Below are 9,375 nucleotides of genomic sequence, written 5' to 3'. Positions count from 1 at the left end.
GTAGGCGCCCTGCTGGGATCCGCTCCCCCCGATGACCACCAGCGCATCTATGCCCTCCTTGTTCAGGTTGCGCAGGGCCCGGCACCGACCCTCCTCGGTGTGGAACTCAGGCGAGCGGGCCGTGCCCAGGAAGGTCCCGCCGAGCTGCATCACCCCGCCTACATCCCTCGCCCCCAGGGGGAAGATACTGCCGGCGATGAGGCCAGCATACCCTTGTCGCACGCCGTACATCTGCCAACCATGGGCCAGCCCCGACCGCACCACCGCCCGGATAGCGGCGTTCATGCCCGGGGCGTCGCCTCCGCTGGTAAGCACCGCAGCTCTTCGAATCATCTATCTCCTCACCGGTGCGCTCCCTCGCCGCCCGCTGAGCCCAGTATACCGCTCCGTCCCCCGAGCGACACAACAGAACGCTGATGCCGCTGATACTACGCTGGTTGGCGCTGATCTCTTGATACCTCTCTGATCAGCGTGAATCAGTGTCTCATCAGCGTTATCAGCGTCCCATCGTGCCGCTGTCGCCTCTCCTACAGGACCCCAGCTTCCTCCAGCATCGCCACAACATTGCGGACCGGCGTACCCGCCAAAACCGTGTTAGCTGAAGCCACGACCCAGCGTCCCCGCCACAGGACCTGCTCCTTCAGGTCGCGCACGAATGCTCTCACATCGTCCTCAGTGCCCTGGCGCAGCAGTCCACAGGGCACGTTGCCCACACATGTCAGGCTTGGGTACCGGGCCTGAAGCTTGGGGATCTCCATGCCGGAATCATAGTCTATCTCGTTGAAGGCCGGGGCAGCCGCTCCTTCCGGCCCGAAGAGCATATCCGCTATCGACCAGAGGTCGCCATCGCTGCGGAAGATGTAGTAGATCCCCAAGGACCGGGCGTGATCCACGATGCGCCGATAGCGAGGCATGACTACGTCATGGAAGAAGCGCGGTCCGTAGAGAGGCCCGTTCTTGCTCGCCAGGTCGCCGCCACCGTTTGCGTAAGGAACGCCTAGGGAGGCCAGCACATCGAGCTGCTTCAGCCCGACTGCCGTCTGTGCGTCCAGATACTCCGCCACTAGGCCGGGTGCTTCTACACAGGCGATCATCCACTCCTCGTTCAGAGGCACGGCTATGCCGGCAGCGCCCGCGACGTAGTCGAATTCATCGCCGCAGCGTGCCTGCCAACGCCGGATTCGCTCCACCATCGCCGGTCTGCTCTCTGACTCCCACTCCTCGACGCTGTCCCACGCGTTCCTGACCTTGCGCTCGATCTCCTCCACCCCTTGCCACGTTGGTTGCCGACCAAAGGCCACGGGACCGTAAGTGAACGACTCCGGGTCATAGCGATAGATGACCCAATCGTCAGTATCCTCATCGCCGTACACGAAGCTGAACTCGTCTATCTGCCTGCTAGGCGTGCCTCGAAGCCAAGGGTAGCTGATACCTGACCAGCCGAGTGCCCGCGCCAAGTCGAAGCAGTCGTCCTCCATCTTGGCGAGGAAATCCTCGCGAGCCGACTCGCCCTTCACAGACTCTCGGGCCTCTTGGTATTGCAGAAGCATCGAACCGACATACGCCTCTCGTCCGAGAATCTCTCCTGCTACGTCTGACGAGAACGCCTGTTCCCAGGCAGGCGGGTGCTCCGTAGCCTCGCCTCGAAACGCGGCCATGAACCGCTCTTTATGCGCCAATCGCGCCTCCTGTGTGATGGAACGCTGATTGCACTCTGTGCTTGCTCTTTCTCATCTGCGGCAGTCAGTGTTCCATCAGCCTAGCCCGTCTCCCATCTCTCGGGCCGCCTCCACCATAGCCGTCAGATTCGCCAGCGGCGTGCCAGGCGCCACGTTGTTGCCGTCCTGCAGTATGTAGCCTCCGACCGGCGCGAAGATCTCCAGGTAACGGCGGCACTCGGCCTTCACCTCGTCGGGCGTGCCCTGCGCCAGCAGGGCCGGACTGATCCCACCGGACATGACCACCCGGCCGCCCATCACCTCGGCCAGCACGTGCGGATCGGTCACAAAACCGAAGCCGTTCAGGTGGGTGATCTGCATCTCGTTCGCCAGAAGCGGGATCAAGTGATCAATCCGCCCGCACATGTGGAGCCCACGGGTGCCCGGAAAGGCCTCGTAGCAGCGCCGGTAGTAGGGCAGCACGAACTCCCGGAACATCCCCGGTGACAGCATCTCAGCCGCGTCGCAGCCCATACCTAGGTTCTCCATCGGCGCCCCGGTGAGCTCTCTGGTGTAGCGATGATAGTTGATGAACGCCTGGGTCACCTTGTCCATCAGTCGGTGCACCGCCTCCGGTGCCTCGTACATCCAATAGAAGATGCGGTCCCGGGCCAGGGCGTAGGCATCGGGGAACGGCCCGCCTACCCCTCCTACGGTAGGCCGCACCTCCAACGGCCGCCCGTTGAGGGTGACCTCGTACTCCGGCGCCATGTCGCACATGGCGTGATACCACTCGATGCGGCGGCCGTACAAGTTGGCGGTGGGCTCGGGTACCTCCAGCGCATCCACGTCCTCCGGCCGCTCCAGGAGAGGCGCAGCCATGGGGCCGACGCCCTCGGTCCAGGTGATGCGTACGGGGAAGTAGCCGCCACGAACGTCCTGCAGGTCGGGGCTGACGACCACTTTCTCGGTGTCAATGATCCGGTCGTCCATCATGTGCTCGACGACCCACTGGTGGTTGAGCAGCTGCTGCTCCAGCTGCGTGCGCGGGTTCTCGAAGTAGTCCCCTATGGGAGCACCTCGCGACGTCCGCAAGTAGCGAAAGCCGAGAGAGAACGCCACGGGCGGACGATCATACAGGCGGAACTCCTGACAGGCCCGCAGCCGTTCCCGGATGGCCACGTTCGCTGCCAGCCGCTCCTCCGGGCAGGTGATGGCTACCCTTCTTCCGTCCACGCACCCTCCGCTCGCTCACGGAGACCAGGAGACGAGGAGAAGCCGACGAGGCCTGTGTCACCTCATCCCTCCGTCCCATTGTCTCCCCCTCTCCGTGTCTCCCCCTCTCCGTGTCTCCGTGTCTCCCCGTCTAGCTCTGCCCGTACTGGCCGTACTCCTTGCCCGCCTCGTACATGACCCGCATGTTCTCTAGGGGCGTGTGTGGGGCCACGTTGTTCCCCTCGCACAGGATGAAGCGTCCCCCCTCCATCACCCCCGAGCGGCACAGGTCCCGCACCGCCTGGCGGATGGCCGCCGGTGGGCCTTGGCGCAAGAGCTCCGGATGAATGTTGCCCCGCAGCTGCACATCCGGCCCCAACTCCTTCCGGCACTGGCCCAAGTCGCTCGGGAACCCGGTATCGAACGCCTGGATGTTGAGCTCGTCCCTCAAGGTCTTGAAGTGATGACTGGCTCGCCCGCAGAGGTGAATGCTGTTGGGCCCCCCCTCGGAGAACTCGTCGAACAGCCGCCTCAAGTAGGGCAGCACCATTCGACGGAACGTCGCCGGAGACAGTAACTCGATGCTGTCGTCGGCGTACCCGAAGCTCCGAGTCTTGAGCGGCTGGCCCAGGAACTCCCTCCAGGCCCGCATGCGCGCCGTCACCGCCCGCATCACGAAGTCCATTAGGTCGTGGTAGTAGTTCTCGTCCTCGTACATGTCCAGGCACACTTCGGTAGGTCCCCGCAGAGCACAGGCCAGGGTGAAGAGTCCATCGGTGCCGGCTGGCGCCGTGGGCTTGCCCACCGGCCTACCCTCCATCTCGAAGCCTCGCCGTCGCTCGTCCATATACTGGTAGAACTCGTACGCCCGGCCCATCAGCCCCCCATGCAGCGGATCCGGGATTTCGGTGTCGTAGAGGCGCTCCTTGTGCTCTTTGAAGACGGGCCACACGTCCGGCGGGCTGCCCTCGTCGTCAATGTAGCGCCACTGGCAGCCCAACCAGACCGCCTCGTAGATGTTCTGGAAGTCCACATGCGGCCCCGGCCACTCTTTCTCCGGCGGCCCCATCTCCCAGTCGGCCACCACGTGGTAGCGTACAAAGCGGTGCCGGCGCATGTACATGTCGAACATCACCTCGGGGTCCTCCGAGAACTCGTGCCAGGTGACCCCGTTGACGTTGACCCCTGGGTTGGCGAGGAAGTAGCGCATGCTCAGGTTGAACTCCACTGGCACCCGAATGGGCCGCCTGGCCTCGTACGCCTCCCGCACCCGCCGCACTTCCTCATTGTGGGCTGCGAAATCCATGCTGCCTCCAGGACAGGGAGTAGGTTACAGGGGGTAGGGAATAGGGAATAGGTTGCAGGGGTGGCCCCCTACAACCTATTCCCTACAACTTAGAACCTATCCCCTGCGCCTAGACGTCGGTGAAGGAGTACTGCTCCGGCCGCGTGGTCCGCTGTCCGTAGACCGGCCACCAGCAGGTACCTACCTCGGGCACGTTGATGACGTTGCGCTTGACGATGCAGGGCTCGGGACGGTTCCCCACAGTGTGGATGGGCCAGAGATTCTTGGCCACAATCCCGAAGACCTCATCCATGATGGCCGTCTTCTCGCCTTCGTCCACCACCTGCACCACTTGGTCGTAGAGGTCCTGCAACCTCTTGGCGTCCGGATGGTCCGGTTCCTCGCCCTGAACGCCGGCGTAGGCGTACCAGGTGCCCCAGGCGCCCGCCCAGTAGGTGCTGGTTTCCACCGGGAAGTAGGATCGAGGATAGGTGAGCCGGTAGGTGTTGCCCGACGAGTAGTCGGACTCGTAGGCGACGATGTCGTAATCGCCCTCCTGGACTCGAGGCCACCAAAGCTCGATGGCGATCCAGTCCATAGTGGCTCGAACGCCGATCTCCCGCCAGAACTCTACCACCACTTCGGCTACGTCCTGGTGGATGGCGTACATAGGCAGGCCGATCATAGTCATGTCGAGCCGACGGCCTTCCGGAGTAAGGCGCATCCCGTCGCCGTCGCGCTCCGTCATTCCGAGCTCATCCAGGATCGCGTTCGCCGCGTCCACATCCAACGTGTAGTAGTCCTGGATGACCGGATCGTTCTGCACCGACTCCGGATACACCTCGATGGCAGGATCGGACAGGCCCATGTAGACCAGCTGGTTGATGTCGTCCCGGTCTATGGCCTTGGACAGGGCGATGCGGAAGTCCAGGTTCTTGAGCAGGTTGCGCAGCTCCACCGCCGCGGCGTCGTTCGGGTCCACCTTCTTGGCCTGGTTGATGTGCATCGAGGTGCCCGATCCACCGTAGTCCCAGATGCCTACATCGAAGCCAGCCGCTTCGCGGCTCTCCATGTACAGAGTGTAGTTGGAGATGCCGGTGCTCCAGGCCTGCATGTCTACCTCGCCGGTGACGATCCTCATGGGGATCATGTCGGCGGCCTGGACGATGTGCCATTGCACCTTGTCGAAGTACGGTAGCTGATTGCCCTCCTCGTCCACCTCCCAGTAGTACGGGTTGCGCTGCCCGGTGGCCACCGTGGTCCAGTTGTCGCTGGTGATCACCCAGGGGGAGAGCGTGGGGTAATCGGGGTTGCGCTGCCGGTTGGGCCTGGAGCCGTGAAGCTGGAACCAATGCTCGAAGCCGGCATCCTTGATCATCTGGGCCAGTTCGTCGGGGTCGGCATAGTTTACGTGGAACTGGCTCATGTAGTGCTTGGGGTACGAGACGATGCTGGTGCCGTAGAAGCAAGCGTGGTCCCTGAAGAGGCCAAAAGGCACGGCGAAGATGAACTTGACGGTGTAGTCGTCAATCTTCTCCACCTTGACCAGTTCGCCGCCCGGGCGTAGCCACCTGGGCTTGGCCGGGCTCAGTTCGTCATTCAGAAGTACGTCCTCGTACCAGTACATGATGTCATCGGCGGTGAAGGGCTCGCCGTCAGACCAGCGCACCCCTTCGCGCAGGTAGAAGGTGTACTCCTTGCCGTCTTCGCTGATCTCGTAGCGCTCGGCCAGGTTCGGCTCGATCTCGTACGCTGGGCCAGGGCCGTAGCGTAGCAGGCCCTCGGCGCCATGGTGGTGACCGATGGAAGACGCGTCCACGTCGGCCCGATTCCAGATGCCGCCATGCTTGCCAATCTGGTCGAACACGGGGATGACTTTCGGGTTCTTGGGCAAGCGTTCCTCGACCGGTGGCAGAGTGCCGGCAGCCACCATCTCGGCCAACATGGGAGCTTCTTTGTACTTGGATACGGGGACAGCGGTAGCCTCAGGTGCAGTGGTGGCCTCCGGGGCTGCGGTGGCCGCAGGGGGTTCGGTGGGCGCCTCCGTTGGTGCAGGGGCCCCGCCGGCGCAGGCAGCTATGCCGGCGGCCGTCGTGGCTAGGGCGGAGAACTGCAGGAACCGTCTACGCGTGAGATGGACAGACATCCCCTTTCCTCCTCGTCAGCATTTCTGGCGCTCGAGACAAACACTACGAGACGGGCAGGCTAGCCACCCTGAGCTGGGATCGCTGCACCTCCTTTCTCACCAGGTCAGCCGAGTATTAATGGCTGACACCGTTATGTAGGGTATGAACAGCATATATCGCGGGAGAGGTGCTCGCAAACCACAAGTTGGTCAGTAGGAGCTCACAGTCGTGGAGACGCCTGTAGCGCGCGACGCTGCCGAGGGAAAGCCCGGAGCTGGAGGCTGTGAACCGGGCCTGTCGCCGGCTAGGGGAGGAAGACGATGGCATCCCCGTGGGCTCAGCTCTAGCCCGAGAGGCCCGCACCCCAGGCGCGGCGGCATCCGGACGCTGATGTTGGCCGCCGGCGTCCCTTCGCGCGTGGGCGCGCGAACTCCTCGGGAGGCGGTTGGCCCTGTCGCCTGAGGAGTCCGCACCCCAGGCGCAGCGGCATCCTGACGGGGATGTTGGCCGCCGGCGTCCCTTCGCGCGTGGGCGCGCGAACTCCTCGGGGGGTACCAAGCCCCGGAGCCGGCGCCGGCCCGTTGGCGTCGCTGAGGGCAGGCTGCTGGCCGGCTGGGATACGGCGTCGGTAGGCTGAGGCGAGCCCGACGTAGTGCAACCGTGGATGGTGACGCGGGCGCGCACGCACGCGTATGTCCCCCGAGCGTGAACTCGGACGCGGCAGGCGCCGAAGGCACGCGAGGGTCCGGCTTCAGGCGATAGCCTCAAGCAGGAAGAGACCCCCGCCGGGTGACGGGGGTCTCCTGAGTGCCCTAGCGAGCCGGCTACGCCTGCTCGATGTAGTACTGCTCGGGGAAGGTGGTCTTCTCGCCCCACACCGGATAGGCCATCAGACCATACTCGGGCACGTTCTTGAACCCGTGCTTCACGATGCAGGGCTCAGGCCGCGAAGCCAAAGTATGCACCGGCCACAGGTTCTTGGCGCAGATGCGGAAGGCCTCGTCAGTGAGAGCCTTGCGCTCTTCCGGGTCCACCGTCACCAAGACCTGATCGTAGAGGTCAACCAACCTCTTGGCGTCTGGGTCGTCCGGCTCATCGCCCTGCTGACCGCCGGTAGCGTAGTAGGTGCCCCAGCGCGGCGCCCAGTAAGTGCTGGGCTCCACGGGGAAGTAGGACCGAGGATAGGTGAGCCAGAAGGCGTTGGGGGAGGTGTAGTCGCACTCGTAAGCGACGATGTCGTAGTCGCCCTCCTGGACCCGCGGCCACCAGACTTCATTGGCGATCCAGTCCATGGTAGCGCGGATGCCCACCTCGCGGAAGAACTCGGTGCACACCTCGGCCACGTCCCGGTGGATGGCGTAGGCGATGTGCCCAATCATGATTAGGTCGAGCCGCTCGCCACTGGGGAGGACGCGCATGCCATCGCTGTCGCGCTGGTCTAATCCCAGCTCGTCCAGGATCCGGTTGGCTTCGTCCACGCTGTGCTCGAAGATGCTCTGGATCTCAGGATCATTCTTGACCGATTCGGGGAAGAGCTCGATGGGCGGCTCTGACAGGCCCATGTATACCAGCTGGTTGAGGTCGTCGCGGTTTATGGCGCGCGAGAGGGCCAGCCGGAAATCGCGGTTCCTGAGCAGATCGCGCACCTCTGCCCCTCGAGCGTCGCCCTCGCCCACCATCTTGGTCTGGTTGACCTGCATGGCAGTAGCGGAGGTACCGTAGTTCCAGATATGGACGTCGTATTGGCCTTTCTCTCGGTTCTCCATGTACAGGGTGTAGTTGGAGATACCAGTGCTCCACGCCTGATGGTTCACCTCGCCGGTGACGATCCGCATGGGGATCATCTCCGCCGTCTCCACCACGAAGTAGGTGATGGTGTCAATGTAGGGCAGCTGATTGCCCTCGGGGTCAACCTTGAAGTAGTACGGGTTGCGGTCGGCCGAGGCGGTGGTGGTCCAGTCGCGGCTGTTGATCTTCCAGGGGTGGATGGTAGGCAGGTCGGGGTTGCGCTGGAAGTTGATCTCGGCCCCGAAGAGCTGGAACCACTGCTCAAAGCCGCGCTCCTTCACCAGCGCCGCTAGCTTGTCTGCATCAGTGTACTTAGGGTGAAACTGCTGCATGTAGTGCTTGGGGTAGTTCATGAAGGTGGGGCCGCGGAAGGCCACCTGGTCCAGGAAGATGCCGTAGGGAGCGCCGAACTTGAACTTGACCGTGTAGTCGTCGATCTTCTCTACTACCACTCGCTCCCCGCCGGGCTTGAGCCAGGTGGGGAAGGCCGGGGTCAGCTCCTCGTTCAGGAGCACGTCCTCGTACCAGAACATGATGTCGTCGGCGGTGAAGGGGGCCCCGTCGGACCAGCGCATCCCTTCGCGCATGTAGAAGGTGAACTCGGTGCCATCCTCGCTGATGTCATAGCGCTCAGCAACGTCCAGGTGCAGGCCCTTGCCGTCGGAGTCATAGGCAAGGAAGGACTCGGCCCCGGCACGAGAGGAAATGGCGTGCGGGCCCGTGTCTACCCGGAACCAGGTGCCACCGTGGGTACCGATGGACTCATAGGTCTGTAGCACCATGGGGTTCTTGGGCAGGCGCTCTTCGACCGGCGGCAGTTCGCCGGCAGCGACCTTGGCGGCCAACATGGGCGATTCCTTGTACCGAGAGACGGGAGCAGCAGTAGCCTCAGGAGCAGCGGTGGCCTCCGGAGCCGTGGTAGCCGCGGGGGCCTGCGTGGGCGCCTCCGTTGGTGCGGGGGCCCCGCCGGCGCAGGCAGCTATGCCGGCGGCCGTCGTGGCCAGAGCAGATGCCCGTAGGAAGGTGCGTCGGTCAAGCTTACTAGGAGACATTTCTTCCTCCTCCCGTTGTGGGTCGGCAGGCGGCGCAGCAAGCCGACCGGCCTGCCCTCGATCCGATGGAACCACGTGTATTATACCGCTAGGTCTGCCCTCCTACCAGTGCCCCAGAGTACGGACCAGGGCTTTTCAACCCTCCTATGGTTGGGTGAGGAGGGCGAGGCTGGCTTCAGGGTGGAGACGCAGGTGACGGATGGCGTCGGGGACAAGGGGGAAGCCTAGGGAGCGCAGGAGGTTGAGGGCCA

General features: G+C 63.7%; 6 protein-coding genes. All 6 read right to left on the bottom strand.

Going from position 1 to position 9,375, the window contains the following annotated elements; genetic code table 11:
* A partial coding sequence (locus HPY83_19355; protein NPV10105.1) for a 6-phosphofructokinase occupies window positions 1-330 on the bottom strand: 330 nt, incomplete at its 3' end.
* A 197-nt stretch (window positions 331-527) separates the two neighbouring features.
* Window positions 528-1,679, bottom strand: a complete 1,152-nt coding sequence (locus HPY83_19350) for a hypothetical protein (protein ID NPV10104.1) — start codon at window positions 1,677-1,679, stop codon at window positions 528-530.
* Window positions 1,680-1,754: 75 nt separating this feature from the next.
* Window positions 1,755-2,894 (bottom strand): hypothetical protein, encoded by a 1,140-nt coding sequence (locus tag HPY83_19345; protein ID NPV10103.1) that lies wholly within the window; start codon window positions 2,892-2,894, stop codon window positions 1,755-1,757.
* Between the two features lie 130 nt (window positions 2,895-3,024).
* Window positions 3,025-4,179 (bottom strand): hypothetical protein, encoded by a 1,155-nt coding sequence (locus HPY83_19340; protein NPV10102.1) that lies wholly within the window; start codon window positions 4,177-4,179, stop codon window positions 3,025-3,027.
* 109 nt (window positions 4,180-4,288) lie between these two features.
* Entirely contained in the window at window positions 4,289-6,304 is a 2,016-nt protein-coding gene (locus HPY83_19335; protein ID NPV10101.1) for an ABC transporter substrate-binding protein, read from the bottom strand.
* Between the two features lie 804 nt (window positions 6,305-7,108).
* Complete coding sequence (locus tag HPY83_19330; GenBank protein ID NPV10100.1) at window positions 7,109-9,124, bottom strand: ABC transporter substrate-binding protein; 2,016 nt, start codon at window positions 9,122-9,124, stop codon at window positions 7,109-7,111.
* Window positions 9,125-9,375: the final 251 nt, after the last annotated feature.

The sequence above is a fragment of the Anaerolineae bacterium genome, from assembly GCA_013178015.1.
Taxonomy (GTDB): Bacteria; Chloroflexota; Anaerolineae; order DRVO01; family DRVO01; genus Ch71.
Note: the sequence above shows the minus strand (reverse complement) of the source record. Positions and strands in the feature narration are given on the sequence as shown.

Excerpts from the sequence above, each read along its gene's own strand:
- HPY83_19330 (NPV10100.1), bottom strand. The coding sequence starts at position 9,124 with ATGTCTCCTAGTAAGCTTGACCGACGCACCTTCCTACGGGCATCTGCT.
- HPY83_19340 (NPV10102.1), bottom strand. The coding sequence starts at position 4,179 with ATGGATTTCGCAGCCCACAATGAGGAAGTGCGGCGGGTGCGGGAGGCG.
- HPY83_19335 (NPV10101.1), bottom strand. The coding sequence starts at position 6,304 with ATGTCTGTCCATCTCACGCGTAGACGGTTCCTGCAGTTCTCCGCCCTA.